We start from the raw sequence: 16,332 nt of genomic DNA, 5'->3' as shown, positions 1-16,332 counted from the left end.
CGATGCACCATGACAACAGAACCGCGCCAATGGACGAAGGAGAGTACCGGGGCGCTCAAGGCCAATGACCGCGATTCCGGGGCGACGCATCGATGATGCCTCAAACTGTGAACAACACGAATTCCTCATTTTGACGATGTATAATTCATAAATGGATCATATTGCCGGCCGCATCGCCGAGATCGCACGCAACATCGAAATCGTCGGCGCAGACAATGCGACGCGGTTCGGATTCACGCAGGTGCCGAATTTTCTACTCAAGGCCCCCGAGCTTTCAGCTGGAGCGAAGCTCACCTACGCGATGCTCCTGCATTATGCCTGGGCCAACGACTACTGTTTTCCGGGGCAGGAGCGCCTAGCCGACGACATGGGAGCGGGCAAGCGCAGCGTGATCCGCTTCCTACAGGAACTTGAGACGGCGGGCTTTATCGCGGTGACTCGCCGGGGCCTTGGGAAATCCAACGTCTACCAACTCTTTCTCCAGCCGACGAAGAAACCGCGCAAGAACACATGACGCGACTGGCATTCACAGAAGTGCCAAATTGGCATTTCTGGAAGTGCCAAAGTTGCCGCTCTGAAGGTGCCAAATTGGCAGTTCACTCTATATAAGAATACGCATTTAATAATACTCATATTAATAATACTCAGTTAGGGAAATGCAAATTTAAAAATGTAGAAGAAATCCAAAAATTCAACCCTTAAGGTAATTACCTGTTTACAACACACATTCTATAAATGTCAAGTGCTTGCACTCCATCTGACGGTACAACTTGCGCATTTGTGAATATCAATACTTGGGCACTTTTCGGCCTGCCGAGGCGTACTGGGTCGTGGAGCTGACGAGGTGGTATAATCCTCAAACCTTTATGGACAAAGATTTTGATCGGTGGAATGACAAGAAGAAGGCGATCAACGGCGCGGTCGGCGCTGCGCTATTTCACGAACGGGAAGTCTGGTGGTGCGTGCTCGGCGCGAACGTGGGCTTTGAGCAGGACGGTGGAAAAGGAGACTTCTCGCGCCCAGTCGTTATTCTCAAGAAGTTCAATCTCGACGCCTGCCTCATTGTTCCGCTGACAGCTCGACCGAAGAAGGGGAAGTACTATCTTCCGATCGGAAAGATCGAGCAGCGTGACGCCGTCGCTGTCCTCTCACAGGTACGATTCATCGATCGCAAGCGCCTTACGAATAAGATCTGCACGCTCGACGAAGACGTGTATCGCAGGCTCGCGACTGCGGTTGTTTCGGCCAGCTTCGTGAACTGATGGGTCAAAAATAATTCTCCCCCGCCTTGTGGGCGGGGGCAGGCCGAGGCCGTTTGTACTAGAAGTGTACCATGGCACCGTAAATGCGCAATGAAGCTCGATCGAAGATGAAGAGCCGGAGTTTCCGCACCCGAACTCTTTACAATCGTTCAAGACAGGATTCTCATAGACATGATTCGAGGATGACGCGTCATTTTGTCGTCTCGATCGGTGAGGCTGGCGACAATATCTCTTCTCCAGAAACCGAGGGGTTCGGGAGATGACGACGGCATTGAAAGGCCGGCACGCAGTAGTCGTGGCCAGGCTAAAAAGCAGCTCAAAAAGCCGAGGGCCTGCTGACCTCACAGCAGCGATGTTCGTTGCCCAGACATCAGGGGAGCATCGCCTTATCCCGACAGCTCAAGCGCTCTCGCCGAGTATCTGCAGCAAAATCGGTCAACAGCTGCAGGAAATCTATGGCTCAATCCTCTGTGAGCCTCTTCCAGATCAATTCTCTGAACTTTTGATCGGGCTGGAATACGCGCGGACAAAATCTTAGGCCTACGCGAATTTTCAAGTCATCAAACCAGCGCAGGGAATGGCTCAACAGAGCCATTTTGCTAACGTCGCACATTATCTGTTTCGCGACACATCCTTCAAGAATGTCAAGCCGAGCTTCCAGGTACCGTGTGATCGTTTGCCTCTGCTAGGGATTGCCTTCCGATCTTCGTAAGCTGTTCGATAGTATTTGGATCGCCCGTCGCTCCGATCACAGCCAGCTCCGTCAAAACGGTGTCGATATATTCCAGAGTATACTCGAGATTTTCGATCCATTGATTCACCACGCCTACGAAGTGCCGCACGAATATCTTGTCGTCGGGCGCTGTTGCGGATTTCTCATGCGGGATCAGACGCGAGTATAGTTCTGAAACATGCTGAACTGTCGGGATTCCGAGCAATCCGAGACGGTTGGCGTTTGACTGATACATGGTTGTGGAGACCGCGGGGTGCTGCGAGATTGTTATCGCGTCATGAGCATGCTTATCCCACTCCGGGGTGTCCGGCTGCCAATCGTCTCGCAAACTCCTAAGGACGCTCTTGTGAATCTCGCACTTGCTCTTGATGGCGGTTACCTCTCCGAGCAATCCGAGCGCAAGAGTCTGAGTGTCAAATCGAGTTTGCTCCTGACGTTCGCGTTTTCTGCGATTCTCCGCATCCTCTTGAGCACGGATAACGTTGCTAAATCCTCGCGACGCCCCCCAGACGAGCCCTCCGAAAGCTATGAGCGCACCTAAAATCGTTCCGCCTGCCTGGATTCCTCCATTCTTCGCGAGGAAAGCCAAAAGTGATGGCTCTCTATCTGACCCATGTTTGGCTTCAGCCACGGCGGGTTCCTGCAACGGCGGCGATGGGAAGGGAGCTGACTTGTTGACCTCTCCCTGTCTCGCGGGCGCGGTTGTCTTAGTGTCAGTCGCACCATCCACTGCTGGGCCTGGCGTCGTGTGTTGATCTGCCGGTGTTGATTGAACAGCCTTCTGCGGCAATACGCCCTTCGCTTGGCTAGCTGGAGTCAGCATCGCGAGAGCAAATGCTGCGCCAACAATGACTGCCACTCTTCGACACTGCATTGTGCCTCCCGATCCCAGCGTTTGCGGCATCCATGGCTATTAGTGCAATATTCTGATTTGCTCCCGATTGCGCCGACAAAGCGCAGCGCGCCTTATTCGCCAAAGACATCCTGTTCAAACTGCGAGTAGGAAAGCCAATGCGCCCCACTGGCGAGATCATAAAAGCCGGCGTCGATTCCCGCAGAATCTGTATAAAAACTGGCCTTTTGGATATCTTGCACGGTTGAGTATGGCGGGTTGGCGTACACGAATAGAAGCAGGCCTCGTCCATTGCCGACCAGCCCACTGAACCACGTCCGCAGTCGATCAAAGCGCTCCATCGTGCTATCGGTCGTATGCCGGCCATCTGTGATCGCGATGACCGACGTTCCAAACGGGCTTGGCTTGATGAACGCGGCCGCCAGCGGCGCTACGGGAGACAAGTCGCTGTAGCCGCGCCGATGAAGGCGGGCGCGAACGCCTGCCATAAACTCGTGCATATCCATGGCAAAGCCCCTCCCTTAGCTCACATGAGCAAACACACGAATTCGCTTACGGTAACTGCAGCGCCCCGCGCCTGTCTATTGCCCCACTTCGGCATCCCCTGCTGCTGAACGACCGCCTCGGCTCTCGATGAGAGTCGCACAACGTGCACAACAGTCTGTCAATATCGGCCGCTCCTTCAAAGTCGCATCTTTTATCCACTTTCGCAGAACACAAAATGCAAGCTTCCGCGCTATAATTTCCCTATATGCACGCCGTCGCCGCGTTCTTCGCGAGCATCATCGCTGTCGTAAGTAGCGTGTTCACATCGCCGGCGGTCGCACCCGAGGCACCCGTCGATAGTCGGGCAATGCACGCAGCAGCCGCGGCAGCGACGCAGATTGCGAGCAGCAACCCCTTCTTCGATCCCTCTGCGCCGCCGGTTACTCCCGCCGCTACTGCTCCCGCATTCTCCCCTCCCCCGCCGCAGACCGTCATCAACCAGCCGGTGATCGAGCGCATCATCGAGCGCGTCGTGCCGCAAGGCGGTGCGGGCATATCTGCGGATACGCTTTCCGCCATCCTCAGCGACTTCGGGCAATCGATCGAGGCCCGCCTCACGGCGGTCAATCCGCCTAAGGCGGACATACCTCAGCAAGTCGCTGCCGCGGGCAATTCGGCAAGCTACTATTTCGCACCCGCCTCGCAGCGTATCGATCAGCTCACCCACACGACCATTACCAGCCCGACCATTACAGGCGGGTCGATCTCCAATACCTCAATTTCCGGATACCTTCCGACCTCGGGCGGCACGCTCTCGGGGGCGCTCTCAGCTGGCACACTCGCACTCTCGGGAGCATTCACCGGCACCGACGCGACCTTCAGTGGGACGCTCACCGCCGGCACGCTCAACGTCGCCGGCGTCTCCTCCGGCGGCGCGCTTGTGGGGCCTTACTTCACCGCGACCTCTACGACGGCGACGAGTTCGTTTGCGGGACGCGTCAATATCGGTGGAGGTAATGGCGGTAGCACTAGCGACGGTGCCGTAGTGAGCATCAACAACACCACAGGAACGGTTCCACTCGCCATACACAGCGCAAACGCAATGGGTATCGAACTCTATACTCACAGCGACACGTCGTTCCGCGCGCCTGTCATTGACATGTTCCACGTTGGAGGAACCCAAGATGCGCCCACTGCGACCCCGCAAGGTCAACTGGGCTACCTCGGTTTTGGTGGGCACACTGGAACCGCGTACCTGCAGGGTGCCGCTACGATACAAGCCGATGCCACCCAAGCATGGACGCCGACCGCAAACGGCACGAATCTGAGGTTCTTCACTACCGCCAACAACACGACCAGCATGCAGGAGCGTTTTCGTATTGATCAAAACGGCAACGTCGGCATCGGCACTACATCCCCCGGCGCGCTTCTCTCCGCCGCCGGCAACATCCTTGGCGCGGGCACCCTCGCGCTCACCGGCACCACCGGCACGACGACGATCGCAAGTGGACAGGGCTTCACGATAGGCAGCTCTCAGTTCGTCGTGCAGCAAGGCAGCGGCAATGTCGGTCTCGGTGCTACGTCGCCTACCGGCCGTCTCCATATCTTAACCGGCACTTCGCTCGTCACCCCGAATCCAAACGCTGATGAACTGGTCGTCGAAAAAGGTTCTGGTGATGGTGGAATTACAATTGCCAACCAGAGCAATGCTAAGGGTATCCTCTACTTCGGGGATCCTCAAAACTCTGCTTCAGGGCGAATCATTTATGACCACAGTGACGATAGTCTGCAAATTGGAGCAAACAGCGGCGAACGCCTCCGTATCACCTCCGCTGGCAACGTCGGCATCGGCACCACGAGCCCCGCTCAACTGTTCTCGGTTGCAGGCAACGGCTACTTAACCGGCGGCCTCGGCGTCGGTCTCGCCAACACGACAGCGGGGACGATCCTCACCAGCGGCAGTGTAACGGTTGGACAAGGCTCGACAAACGCTCTCTATGTTGGCGGTAATCCTTCGCTTGGTAATTACAATATCGCATTCACGGGAGGTTTAAACACCCCGACCATCCAAGCAGCAAACGGCGGAACAACGAATGTCCCGCTTGCAATCCAAACAGCCGGCACCGCTGCTCTGACGCTTGGCAACAGCACCGGTGGCGTCGTCTTAAATGGCAACGTCGGGATCGGGACGACGACGCCAACCACCAAACTCGACATAATGGGTACCGCGCGAACGAACGGGGATGGCTTCGGTTTTGAGGTGTCCGATGATGTCAATGCGTACGCTGGTCGACTTCAATACCGTTCATCGCTACTCGGCCTCGCCAACATCACCAACATGCGTCTCGGCGGCTCGACTGGTTCGACTGCCTTCAGTGTATCCGACTACGACAGCGCCATTCGCTTCATCGTCAACCGCACCGGCAACGTCGGCATCGGTACTACCACCCCAGGCGCGCTGCTATCGGCAAACGGCAACATCCTCGGCGCAGGCACCCTCGCCCTCACCGGCACCACCGGCACCACGACCATCGCCGCCGGACAGGGCTTCACCATCGGCGGCTCTCAATTCGTCGTGCAGCAAGGCAGCGGGAATATTGGTATCGGGACGACAAATCCGGTCTACAAACTCGATGTTGAAGGCAGCGCCGCCGTAAGGAGCGGCAATCTCGTGCTCGCCTGGTCGCCCGACAATGCGCGGTACCTGCAGTTAAACCACGACGGTACGAACGGGAACATTTCCTCGCAATCCGGCGGTGGACTGACATTTGGCACTCATTCCGCAACAGACATCATATTTAATCCTAATAATACTGAGGCGCTTCGCATCAAAAGTGGCGGCAACGTCGGCATTGGGACGACGAGTCCGCTCGCCAAACTGGACATATTCAAATCAAGTGGCGGTTCTGGAATTCGCGATAGTATCGGACTTATTCTCTCCAATGATTCCACGGCGGGCGGTGCGGGCAACGCGCTTGCATGGAATATCGGCGGAGTCGAACGGGCAGCTATAAACGGATCGACTCTGGGAACCGGAGGTATGCTCCGCTTCGGTACAACACAGAACGGAGGCTCAACGGCAACCGAAAGGATGCGCATTGATAATTCCGGCAACCTCGGCATCGGGACGACGACGCCCACCGCACAACTTTCAACCACCGGCACAGTGCGCTTCGCTGGCCTCGGCTCGGCTGGTGCAAACCTCGTCACTGATGCTCTCGGCAACGTCACGGCGTCCTCTGATGAACATCTGAAAGACAAGCAAGGCGACTTTACCCGCGGCCTCACGGCCATCAACGCGATCTCTCCTGTGCTGTACAAATGGCGACCGGAGACGGGCTTCGACACGCAATCAACCTACGCGGGCTTTTTTGCACAGAACGTCCAAGCCGCGATCCCTGAAGCCGTTTCGCAAGACTCGCGTGGCCACCTCACGCTCGCCGACCGCCCCATCCTCGCCGCGCTCGTGAACGCCACGAAAGAAATCGGCATGATCGCTAGCGCGTTCAAAAGCTCGCTCACCGCGTGGCTCGGCAGTGCCAGCAACGGCATCGGTGATCTTTTCGCAAAAGATATCTACGCGACGAACGGTACGTTTGAGACGACCAGCACCCGGAAACTCTGCATCACCGACGGCGCAAACGACAATGCACCCCTGTGTCTCACCAAATCCCAACTCGCCGCCCTGCTAGGCCAATCCGCCGCCGCCAACCTCTCACTATCCGTGATATCGGGCACCGCGACCGACGTACCAGAATCCGTGCTACCGCACGCGCCCGTCATCGAATTGAACGGTAACGCCTCCAGCACGATCGACGTCGGCGACACTTACAGCGATCTCGGCGCGCGCATCGTCGCGCCGGAAAGCGATCTCAATCTGGGGCTCGTCATCGTGCTCGACGGCGCAACCACGACCGCCGTCTCAATCGACACCACAGAGCCGGGCGAGCATACGATTCTCTACACCGTCACCTCGCCCACCACCGGCCTCACCAGCAGCATCATGCGCACGGTCTTAGTGCGCTCGGCCGCCGAACAGCTGCCGGTGCCAGTGGTTGAAGACGATCCCTTCACCTCACCGCCCGCCAATGACAATGATTCGCAATCACCTGCGGTCGACACATTTTGATCCACCGCCCAGGGTTGCCAAGCCAATGTTCCGCGCGCTGCGATGACCGCGCGCGGAGCGTATGAGTCATGAACTTGAGGTCGTTGCTGCTTCAATTTGCAGCGCAAGCACTGAGGGTTTACGATCGGCCAATCGCTGGCGTCGGTCTCTCCGCCAGCGGGAGAAACGCCCCGCCCGTGAACGGCGGGGCGTTTTTTGTTCGGTAGAACTCTTACTACTTCGCAAGACGCTCTATCGCGTCGATAAATGCGTCCGGCGCAGTCCTGATCCGCTCTATGACCTGCGTCGGCAATTTTCTCAGCATGCTGATCGCAGACGAGGCGGTGAACGCCTTAACGGTTGAAACGATGCGTTGCATGCGCGACTCCGTTCGAAGACGCCGAATCCATGGCTGGCGTTCGCCAAGTCCCGCAACGATCGTGGCAGCACTTCCGTAAAACTTTAGTTGCTATCGCGCCTGGGACGTCGATTTACTGATTTAGAGTTAATCTCTAGGCGCGACCTGCGCCGCGTCTAGGCCGATCCCGCAATGGTCACACGGAGATTCTTCGTCGGCGGAGATTCTGCCCTAGCGCCCATGAGGTGCAGATGGTTACGCCTTCCGCTCCAGCTCGGCCAGCAAATCGTTCATCTTCTCGGGGAGCGGCTCCGCTAGAACTTTGTCGACCCTTAAACGCAGTTGCTCACCGATCGCTTCCGCAGTCGCGCGCTGCATATCTAAAGTTGTCACGGTGCGACACTCGCTTGGCCCTCTGTCAGGCATAACGCGCACTCCCTTGAGGGAGGAACCGCCTCGCGGGCAGACTGTTCCGCGAAAAATGCGACAAGGTAAACGTTGACAGGAGCTTAGAGCGCTGCGCATCGCTCGGCAACTTCATCCGATGCTCACGCTCGAATTTGGAACCATAGACTAAACGCTTGATTTTCAGTATGGTCGCGGTTGAGGGGCCTCGAATATTTTTACGCGTCCGAAAGCGGCCCAATCCTTACCCAAGCGGTATTGCTAATGCATCCGAGTGACAGCTTGTCCAAGGCTCACCTACGCGAGCCGTTGTTGGCTGCGCTCGTAGACAAAGCCCTGGATGGCATCGTTACGATCGATGAGACAGGCACGATCCTGTCGTTCAATCCAGCTGCGGTGGCGTTGTTTGGATACACGCCCGACGAAGTGCTCGGGCGAAACGTCCGCATGCTGATGCCCGAACCATACCGCAGTCACCACGATGAATACCTGCGGCACTACCTCCGCACCGGAGAAGCCAAAATCATCGGTATCGGCCGGCAGGTCGAGGGACAGCGTCGAGACGGCTCGGTCTTTCCTATGGAGCTTGGCGTTGCTGCCGTTGAAGCCGAGGGCGAGCGATACTTTGTCGGCTTCATACACGACTTGAGCGAGCGGCGCAGATTCGAAACCCGAATGCACGATATACATGCAGACCGTATTGATATTATCGAGAATATGACCGTTGCGCTCGCGCACGAACTCAAACAACCTCTCACCGGAATTAACGCCTACCTCAATGCTGCGAGCAGGCTCGTTAAGAAGGGAGATCTAGGCGAAATAGAGCAGGTCTTGGACAAGGCCTCCAACCAAGTACTCCGCGTAGCCGAGATCGTGGATAGCCTGCGCCAATTTATCGCGCGCGGCGAAGCGATCAAAACCCTCCATCATCTCAACGAGGTTATCCGGACAGCGTGTGAATTCACCGACGCCATGGCGAAGGAGTGCGGAGTCGCGACAACAGTCAATCTGGATGCAGAAGACGACCTAGCGCTCGTCAATAGGGTTCAGATCCAGCAGGTCATTGTGAACCTGAAGCGCAATGCCATCGAAGCGATGGAAAATTGCGAGCGACGCGAATTAACGGTGTCGACGCGCGTGATCGAAGGACACGGGATCCGGGTTGATGTTGCTGACACCGGCCCAGGCATTTCGGAAGCGATCAAAGAAAGGTTGTTCGAACAGTTTGCAACCACGAAGCCACACGGTCTGGGCGTCGGCCTGTCTATCTCGCGTGCGATCATCAATGCACACCACGGACGATTGTGGGCCGAGCCCAATCCTGGCGGCGGCACGATCTTTAGCTTCGTCTTGCCCTTGGCAGACGATAATCAACAGCTCTCGGAAACCGCATAGGCGAAGCGTAAAAACACCATCGATTAAACTTCACACGGCTCGCCGAACGCTAAGCCTAAGGACAATCATTTCTTCCTGACAGAGATCCAGATACAGCCAGGCCGTGCGGTTGTCGGTGCCCGCAAGGAGGCTCTCCCCTCGCCCGCCACGGCAACGAATGAATGTCCGACACCGAGGCGCATCAACTCCCTCTGGACAGTCGTGGCGCGTAGAGCGGACAGCCGAGCAATTTCGCTCGCACTTCCGCCAGCATCACTGTGCACCCCTATCACAGCGTGCGTTCCTGGATATTCCCTCAATATCCCCGCAAGTCGTTGCAGCTCTTCGTGCGCCGTCGCTGTAAGCGTCGCGCTGCTCAGGCCAAACGCGACCCGGCCGAGGTCGAACGAAGCTTCCTTTCCCGGCGCATGCTCTAGGAACAAGCGGAGTTTGGTCTCGAAGTCTGGAGCCGCAACACTCTCTAGATTTGCATTGGTGACAGCTTCACTTTTCGGCGACGGAGCAGGCACTTTCTCCGACTGCTCTTCACGAGCGGACACAGACTCATGGTCATTATTCTTCGGAGCAAAGCCGATGGCAGGGCTCGACGGAATTTGAGGCGTGAACAGCCACCACACCAATACAATGATGATGGCGACAGCGGCCACGAGGCCCAGGGCCGTAGCGAGAGGATGAAGGCCCTTTTCCTCGAAGAGCATCGGGTCCTCTTGGCCAGCCCATCCATACTCTCCCTCAGGTGTCGGGAATTCTCCCCTGTATTGGCTCCACACCCATGCTTGCGGCGCGCTTTCATCAGCGCCCGCATGCCTGCTTTTGGCATCGTCGGAATTCTTAGACATCCTTGCCCCCGCGAGGCATCGGCGAATAAGTCCCGGTCGAGGTTCCCTGATCAGCATCTCCGCAGATGCGGGTCTGTCGCCGTTTCCAAAGATCATTGACCTACATAGTGATTGTGATCACGAGGACGAGATGCGCAACTTCTTCCGAACGCTTGCGCCGGAGCAATTCGATGCGAATGTTTCGATCCGCGCAAATGGCAGCTATAGCTATTCCTATCACGGGACGCTTGTCTTCGTGCCTGCGTTGATACAGGCCAGCCGCGCCGGCTTCTTGGACCTTGAACTAGACGCACGCCTCAAGGACGCTACTGCACAGTTGCGCCAAGAAGGCTTCGAAAAGGCCGACTATCTCGGCCGAGGGCGTTACGCGGTGGTCTTGCAGCGCTCTCGGGCCGGCGGCGAATCCTCATACTTCCCTTCACGCGAGCTGTCGGTATTCAGCATACGCCCGCAACCAAACGGCGCGATCATGATCGCCGGCTTCCGCCCAGATGCAACCGCCCCCTGTCAACTAACTGGCACGGAAGCAGAGATCGACGGCCGGCTCATCGTGACGCTTGAGCGCGGCGTTACCGTCCTCCGTCACAATGCCGAGAACAACGCCGCGACCCTCGATCGCTTCGGCGAATACCATTGGCGCATCAAGTCGCCGGACGCCAACCCATTCATGACCGTCCTGCCGGCAAAGTGACGCCTCGGCAATTAGTGGCTTCGCGACTACATCAGATCCTCACCGCCGTTTTCATACACTTGCCTCTGCTGCTCCGAGCGCTTCGGCGCATCCCGTGCGTCGATAGCGAGGAGCAGGCACATGCGTTCTTTCACACGGAGGCGGCCATGAAGATAGCCGCCGTTTATCACCACGTCACGCAGTCCATAATCGCCGAACTGGAACAAGGCGCAGCCCCCTGGGTCAAGCCGTGGAAAGGCGGTGGTCGCATCGGCATCATGCCAGCGAACGCCATCACCGGGCATCACTACCGAGGGATCAACATCCCGATCCTATGGCACGCGGCCGACACGTACGGCTTCCCTGCTCACGCCTGGCTCACCTTCAAGCAGGCGCTCGACAAGGGCGCGCATGTGCGCAAGGGCGAAAAGGGCACGCAGATCGTCTTCACCAAACAGCTCACAGTGAAGAAGGACGACGCCGAAGATGAAGAGCGACAGATTTCGATGCTGCGCGCCTTCATCGTCTTCAACGTCGCGCAGGTCGATGGACTCGATCTGCCAGAGTCCGCGCCGGAGCAATCGCCGCCGAGAGTGGGCGCGGCCGATGAGTTTGCCGCGGCGACGAGCGCAGACATCCGCCATGGAGGAGATCGGGCATGCTTTGTCCCCTCCTTAGATTTTGTCGCTCTTCCCTACCCTGAGATGTTTGAGACTGAAGAGCAATACCAAGCGACGAAGCTGCATGAGCTTGTGCATTGGAGCGGCCACAAATCGCGCCTTAATCGCGATCTCAGTCACCGCTTCGGCACACAAGCATACGCGGCCGAGGAATTGGTGGCCGAACTCGGCGCGGCATTCCTATGCGCTCACCTTGGCGTGCAGGGACAGTTGCGACACGCCGGCTATATCGATAGTTGGCTGTCGCTTCTCAAAGACGACGACCGTGCCATCTTCACGGCCGCGTCGAAAGCGAGCGTGGCGGCGGACTATCTGCGTTCGTTCTCCGAGAAATTGGAGAAGGAATCGTGAGCGGGCCTCGCTATCTCGTCTTGGACGGCAAGCGCTATCTATGGTCAGACCTCTTGCGCCTGCGCAAGGAACAGCGCAAAGCCGCCAAGAAGGAGCAGCCGACACTCTTCCCTGTCGCGGAAGACTGCCGGCCGCCGAGCCAAAAGACGGCGTGCGGCAGATACAAAGAGCCGACCCTGTTCGGTGAGAACTGAAGCGTCTCAAATGAGCAAGCAACTATGAGCCTCGCGTCATGCGAGGCTTTTTCATGAATATGCAAGGACCTTCCCGCCAAGCATTCGCCGCACGATTCTCCCTTCAGGATATTTCGAGAGGAACATTCGAAGCACGAGAACGAGATCCGCCGCATACCGCGACGCGCCTAAGTCAGTCGCTGCACGGATGTCTGAGACAATCATCTGGCGCACGGCCATGGGACCTCGCTTCAGATTCAACAAATAACTCGAAAGGAGCGATCGATGCTTCGCGGAGAGGACGGAATCCGTGAACAGTTCGCTCGAATCGAGTCCCGCGAATTTCGCACATTCTTCGAGGGTAATCATAATGAATGACTCCATTTTGGCCGCTCACCGCGGCCAACTGTCGGGTTTCGGGTTTGATGCTGGCCTCGCGTAGCTCGATGTCGCCTGCTGCGCCGCAAAGGAGAGCTGCGTGCGAGCTTGGCTGCGAGCCGTCGAGGAATGAGTCTTCCCTATCAGGACATTGTGAACTCGCGATGGCATCGCGTAAGACAACGTCGTTAAAGAAATTTAATTCTGATCCAAGGGAACCAACGGATCTACTCGTCGCCGGCGACGAGGATCTAAGTCATCCGCGCTGCCGGCAATAGTGGCGAGCTTGCCCCATGCGCCGGGGTCAGCACAATCGGAACTCCGACGTAGAACGCGAGAGGCGCAAGCGCCCACTGCGAGAACGCCTTGTTCCCATTTCACCGTCCTGCAAGCAGCATTCATATCCGCGCTGTGCATGACGCTCGCGAGCCCTCGATATCAGGCTTTCTGGTTGGATGCAGGCAAAGAAAAAGGGGTGGCAAGCTCAACATAAAGGCGTCGCCACGGTTTATCGTCGATGAGACGCCAACGATGTCCTGTCCCCGACGTGTCTGACGCCAGCAAAATGTCTCCCGGGCGCAATGTAAAATTCTCACCGTCGCGCGTGGTAAACTCCAGTGTCCCGGACAGCGTGACGACAAACTGCTCGCACTGCGCAGTGTGCCAGTCGCGCGAGGAGCCGGCCGCGGTCTCCTCGAAATGCGCCTTCTTCACGAGAGTTACGGCTCCCAGCGGAAGCTCGATGTGTTCTACATGAGAGCGACCGTCAGCTCCTGTGAACAGGTGGACACAACGGATTACGCCTGGAGCCATTTCTTCACCAATAGCGGGAGCATGCCGCTTTTCTGCAATCGCGCTTGGGCGTCATTTATCGCCGTGCGCAAGTCATCGTTGCCGAGGCGAACCGCGATGCCGAGCCTCTCATCAGTTATCCCTTCCTGCACTACACGCAGCCGAGGGCGGTTCCTGGTCATCCAACGCATGACTGGAGCGAGCTTCATTACCGCGCCGATTTTTTCGGCAGCCAAGTCGTTCAACATTATGCCGATTGCGTGATAGGGATAAGTGCGCACCTCGGCAATTCGACCTTCATCCTTGAGGCGATGGGCCACTGGTTCAGAGGTATTGCCTTGTTGCACTCCAAGAATCATCCCGTGCAGGTCGTCTACGGACTTTATGTGCGGCGTAGCTTCGATATTGCACACCAGACTTTGGCCGGAGCGGATATAGGGCGTGCAGAATGAAGCCAACCGCAAGCGATCGGACGTGATTGTCGCGCCGGACGCGACGCAATCCCACGCCCCGCTCGCGAGGCCTCCGAAAATCTCGTTGAAATCTGCGCCAGTATAGAGAACGAGCCGCCACGCGAGACCAAGATCGGCTGCGACGGCCTGCATCAGTTCAATGTCAAAACCGCAAGGTTCGCCGCCGTCTATGAACTCGAACGGCGGATCGGGCAATGCAGAGCTGACGCTCAAAACGCCGGGTATGACGGTGCTGACGCCCATAAAGCACGCTACGTGGACAGAGAGTTACGCCTGTCCCCGCCTATCAAACCGTCTGTCGCGAAGCAAGCAGCTCGACATAGGAGCAATCATCCGATGGTTCGTGAAATGCTTCGCAGCCTTCATACTCGCGCTCCGCTCTCGATAGCATCATTGATGCCGGCAACAACGCCTGATCCGTATGCGACAGATGCTGCGCGATAATTCGAGAATAGCAGTCCGCGAGGCGTCTTGCGTGTATAGCGCGCACGAATGACGCGCCTTCACCTACTCTTCAGGCGTGACCACCAATATGCTATGCACGCACAGACTGTTCTATTGGCAACTACCCTGAGAGGTTTGAATGGCCTTGTCGTCTCGTGAGATCGCGGAACTTCGCAAAATCATCTCGATTGCACAAAAGCTACTTGCGAAGGCAACGGCACAGCCAAAGAGTGGACGTACAAAAATCGGTCGCCCAACCACGAATGCTCCCCACAGTTCTCGGAGGAGAGGTAGGGACCTAGCCGCTTTTCGGAAAGCGATTGTGGCAGAAAGAAAGCGCGGCGTACCTGTCGTCGAGATCGCTCGCAAGCACGGCGTCACGCCCAGTTACGTCTATCAGATGAGGTGATTGGGGCGGGTTCGGCTAGGATTGAAAGCTCGGACTGGGTTAGCCAAACTTGGTGACTGAAAGCTACGGCTTATCCGGCGGATGATGCGCGATGATGCGCGCGCTTTGATGCAACAGAAGTCGCCCATGCGTCTGCTTCGGAACAGCGGCGCTGTACGCCGCCCAGCCCACCTCGATGTTATTCGCGGCGGCGATCACGTTCGCATGCCCGGAGTCATCGATAGTGGTGACCGTGAATGTCAGCTTGGCCGCTTCCCTGGTATCGAGCCAATCAGCATACCCTTCGAGCGCCATGGCGACGAACATCGTCGTGTCGCGCGTGAACCAGGTGTCGCGGTAGCGACGCGAGATTTCTCCCGCGAGCCATCGCGCGTATTCGGCCGTGTTTTGAGGGACGCGTCGGCCATGGATCATGAAGAACAAAGAAAGAACACTTGGGCGCTTGTCGTCAAGATCCCTGACAGCCACCCTTCCTCAATTTTTTTGGACGTACAGGCTTTTTTTCGTTTTTGCATCCGCGCTCATGGGCTGCCGTATGCGCGCGCGGCTAAGCACTGCGAACGGTGACACGCGCAAAAATTCGATATCAATGGGTGTCCTCTCGCAACGGAGGACATTTATGAATCGAATCATTCTCGGAAACTGTCTCGACACCTTGGTCCAGCTTCCCGACAAGAGCATCGATCTGCTCTGCACCGATCCGCCCTATGGAATCGGCATCGCGAAGAGGGGCAAGCTCGGCAACGCCAAGTTTACGCCGAAGAACTGGGACGCCGCCATTCCGCCGAAGGTCTACTTCGACGAGATGCTCCGGGTGAGCAAGCGCCAGGTCATTTGGGGCGGCAACCACTTCACTCACTACCTTCCCGCGTCGCGATGCTGGCTGGTGTGGTGGAAAAACGACGGTCTGCCCTGCGGCACGTTCGCTGACTGCGAACTGGCGTGGACCTCGTTCGACAAGCCGGCGCAAGTCTTCAATAGCCGCTGGCGCGGATTTATCCGCGACAGCAAGGAGGCGCGCGTCGGGCATCCGACGCAGAAGGCGCTCGAAGTGATGAAGTGGTGCATCGCTTCGTTCAGCGGGCCCGGTGATACCGTCCTTGATCCTTTCTTGGGCTCTGGCACCACCGCTGTCGCCGCAAAGCTGCTCGGCCGTAACTTCATCGGCGTCGAACAGGACGAGGAATATGTCGCTATGGCGCGCGAGCGATTGCGTCGTGCGACGCCGGCAAACGACAACAGGAGGAAGGCATGAGCATCGAAAGCCGCATCGCCGCGGCGAAGGAACTCATCCGGAAGCGCGAAGAGATCGACCAGCAGCTTGCGGAGCTTTTCGCGGGGGGCACGCCGAAGAAGCAGAAATGCTCAATATGCGGAAGCACGGAACATACCGCGCGCACATGCCCGCAGAAGTCTTCGGCGACGCCAAAGCCGCAGACTACGCTCCCCTCGCCGCCATTCGATGCATTGTCGCGTCTCGTCGATGGCGACGGCAGCGCGTAGAAAAATCGGATGAAGCCGCA

General features: G+C 57.4%; 17 protein-coding genes. 10 read left to right on the top strand and 7 right to left on the bottom strand.

All coding sequences use genetic code 11. The features are described 5' to 3' along the window. The first annotated feature begins 151 nt into the window (after nt 1-151). The 3 genes from AC0X69_RS15570 (at nt 152) to AC0X69_RS15560 (ending at nt 1,800) form a co-directional block, all read left to right on the top strand. Complete coding sequence (locus AC0X69_RS15570; protein WP_482608683.1) at nt 152-514, top strand: helix-turn-helix domain-containing protein; 363 nt, start codon at nt 152-154, stop codon at nt 512-514. 256 nt (nt 515-770) lie between these two features. After that, the gene (locus tag AC0X69_RS15565) at nt 771-1,262 is read left to right on the top strand and encodes a type II toxin-antitoxin system PemK/MazF family toxin (protein WP_482608682.1); all 492 of its coding nucleotides are present in this window, start codon (nt 771-773) and stop codon (nt 1,260-1,262) included. Nucleotides 1,263-1,521: 259 nt separating this feature from the next. Next, complete coding sequence (locus AC0X69_RS15560) at nt 1,522-1,800, top strand: NepR family anti-sigma factor (protein ID WP_482608681.1); 279 nt, start codon at nt 1,522-1,524, stop codon at nt 1,798-1,800. Nucleotides 1,801-1,906: 106 nt separating this feature from the next. Here AC0X69_RS15560 and AC0X69_RS15555 read toward each other — a convergent pair whose 3' ends face one another. Both AC0X69_RS15555 and AC0X69_RS15550 read right to left on the bottom strand, forming a co-directional pair. Next, nucleotides 1,907-2,626, bottom strand: coding sequence for a hypothetical protein (locus tag AC0X69_RS15555; RefSeq protein ID WP_482608680.1), 720 nt, complete (start codon nt 2,624-2,626; stop codon nt 1,907-1,909). 335 nt (nt 2,627-2,961) lie between these two features. Then, complete coding sequence (locus tag AC0X69_RS15550) at nt 2,962-3,354, bottom strand: hypothetical protein (RefSeq protein WP_482608679.1); 393 nt, start codon at nt 3,352-3,354, stop codon at nt 2,962-2,964. 245 nt (nt 3,355-3,599) lie between these two features. Here AC0X69_RS15550 and AC0X69_RS15545 point away from each other — a divergent pair, with 245 nt between their 5' ends. After that, nucleotides 3,600-7,463 (top strand): tail fiber domain-containing protein, encoded by a 3,864-nt coding sequence (locus tag AC0X69_RS15545; protein WP_482608678.1) that lies wholly within the window; start codon nt 3,600-3,602, stop codon nt 7,461-7,463. A 592-nt stretch (nt 7,464-8,055) separates the two neighbouring features. Here the strand turns inward: AC0X69_RS15545 and AC0X69_RS15540 are convergent. Then, nucleotides 8,056-8,178 (bottom strand): NepR family anti-sigma factor, encoded by a 123-nt coding sequence (locus AC0X69_RS15540; RefSeq protein WP_482613417.1) that lies wholly within the window; start codon nt 8,176-8,178, stop codon nt 8,056-8,058. A gap of 309 nt (nt 8,179-8,487) precedes the next feature. On the opposite strand from AC0X69_RS15540, the gene AC0X69_RS15535 reads away from it, so the two are divergent. Continuing rightward, nucleotides 8,488-9,600, top strand: coding sequence for a two-component system sensor histidine kinase NtrB (locus AC0X69_RS15535; RefSeq protein WP_482608677.1), 1,113 nt, complete (start codon nt 8,488-8,490; stop codon nt 9,598-9,600). A gap of 65 nt (nt 9,601-9,665) precedes the next feature. On the opposite strand, the gene AC0X69_RS15530 is transcribed toward AC0X69_RS15535, so the two are convergent. Further along, nucleotides 9,666-10,298, bottom strand: a complete 633-nt coding sequence (locus AC0X69_RS15530) for an OmpA family protein (protein ID WP_482608676.1) — start codon at nt 10,296-10,298, stop codon at nt 9,666-9,668. Nucleotides 10,299-10,569: 271 nt separating this feature from the next. Here AC0X69_RS15530 and AC0X69_RS15525 point away from each other — a divergent pair, with 271 nt between their 5' ends. The 3 genes from AC0X69_RS15525 (at nt 10,570) to AC0X69_RS15515 (ending at nt 12,334) form a co-directional block, all read left to right on the top strand. Beyond that, entirely contained in the window at nt 10,570-11,130 is a 561-nt protein-coding gene (locus AC0X69_RS15525; RefSeq protein ID WP_482608675.1) for a hypothetical protein, read from the top strand. Between the two features lie 146 nt (nt 11,131-11,276). Further along, complete coding sequence (locus AC0X69_RS15520) at nt 11,277-12,140, top strand: ArdC family protein (protein WP_482608674.1); 864 nt, start codon at nt 11,277-11,279, stop codon at nt 12,138-12,140. Next, a complete protein-coding gene (locus AC0X69_RS15515; protein WP_482608673.1) occupies nt 12,137-12,334 on the top strand; it encodes a hypothetical protein in 198 nt (65 codons plus the stop codon). Before AC0X69_RS15520 ends, AC0X69_RS15515 begins: the two co-directional genes overlap by 4 nt. A gap of 795 nt (nt 12,335-13,129) precedes the next feature. Here AC0X69_RS15515 and AC0X69_RS15510 read toward each other — a convergent pair. The 3 genes from AC0X69_RS15510 to AC0X69_RS15500 form a co-directional block, all read right to left on the bottom strand. Next, nucleotides 13,130-13,405 carry a cupin domain-containing protein gene (locus tag AC0X69_RS15510; RefSeq protein ID WP_482608672.1) on the bottom strand — a complete coding sequence of 92 codons (276 nt, stop codon included), beginning with the start codon at nt 13,403-13,405 and terminating at the stop codon, nt 13,130-13,132. 83 nt (nt 13,406-13,488) lie between these two features. Further along, nucleotides 13,489-14,199 carry an ABC transporter substrate-binding protein gene (locus tag AC0X69_RS15505; RefSeq protein ID WP_482608671.1) on the bottom strand — a complete coding sequence of 237 codons (711 nt, stop codon included), beginning with the start codon at nt 14,197-14,199 and terminating at the stop codon, nt 13,489-13,491. A gap of 673 nt (nt 14,200-14,872) precedes the next feature. Further along, nucleotides 14,873-15,115: a hypothetical protein gene (locus AC0X69_RS15500; protein ID WP_482608670.1), complete on the bottom strand. Its 243-nt coding sequence runs from the start codon at nt 15,113-15,115 to the stop codon at nt 14,873-14,875. Nucleotides 15,116-15,221: 106 nt separating this feature from the next. Between AC0X69_RS15500 and AC0X69_RS15495 the strand changes: the two genes are divergently transcribed. Further along, nucleotides 15,222-16,064, top strand: a complete 843-nt coding sequence (locus AC0X69_RS15495; RefSeq protein ID WP_482608669.1) for a DNA-methyltransferase — start codon at nt 15,222-15,224, stop codon at nt 16,062-16,064. Continuing rightward, nucleotides 16,061-16,312, top strand: a complete 252-nt coding sequence (locus AC0X69_RS15490) for a hypothetical protein (protein WP_482608668.1) — start codon at nt 16,061-16,063, stop codon at nt 16,310-16,312. The genes AC0X69_RS15495 and AC0X69_RS15490 overlap by 4 nt, the downstream gene beginning before the upstream one ends. Nucleotides 16,313-16,332 lie beyond the last annotated feature (20 nt).

This window comes from Methylocystis sp. Uni0008, from assembly GCF_056838045.1.
Note: the sequence above shows the minus strand (reverse complement) of the source record. Positions and strands in the feature narration are given on the sequence as shown.